Annotated in this window: 1 protein-coding gene; it reads left to right on the top strand. The window is 68.0% G+C overall.

Features of this window, described 5'->3' with window-relative positions:
• A partial coding sequence (locus tag AC1DQF_RS21670) for a zinc-binding dehydrogenase (protein ID WP_477527286.1) occupies positions 1-587 on the top strand: 587 nt, incomplete at both ends.

Here is a 587-nt window from a genome sequence, read left to right as displayed (position 1 = left end):
CCCTTCGCCTGCGCGATCAACGCCCAGGAGCAGCTCGGCATCGAGGAGGGCGACTTCACCGTCGTCTTCGGCGCCGGCCCGATCGGCTGCATGCACATCCGCATCGCCCGCGGCGTGCACAAGGTGGGCACGATCGTCCTCGTCGACGTCAACGCCGAGCGGCTGCAGATGTCGGCCGACGCGGTGAACCCCGACCACGTCATCGACGCCTCCAAGGCCGACGTGGTCGAGGAGGTCATGCGGCTCACCGAGGGCCGCGGCGCCGACGTGATCATCACGGCGACCCCGGCCAACGTCACCCAGGAGCAGGCCATCGCGATGGCCGCCCGGCAGGGCCGCATCTCGTTCTTCGGCGGCCTGCCCAAGACCGACCCGACGATCACCTGCGACTCCAACGTCGTGCACTACCGCCAGCTGCACATCCACGGCGCCAACGGCTCCTCCCCCGACCACAACAAGCGGGCCCTGGAGTACATCTCCACCGGTCAGGTGCCGGTCAAGGACCTCATCACCAAGCACATCCCCCTCGACGACGTGATGTCCGCCTTCGACATCGTCGCCAAGGGTGAGGCCATCAAGGTCACCGT

The sequence above is a fragment of the Nocardioides sp. P4_G4 genome, from assembly GCF_056401085.1.
The sequence above is the reverse complement of the archived record's forward strand: the minus strand, read 5'-3'. Positions and strand labels throughout refer to the sequence as shown.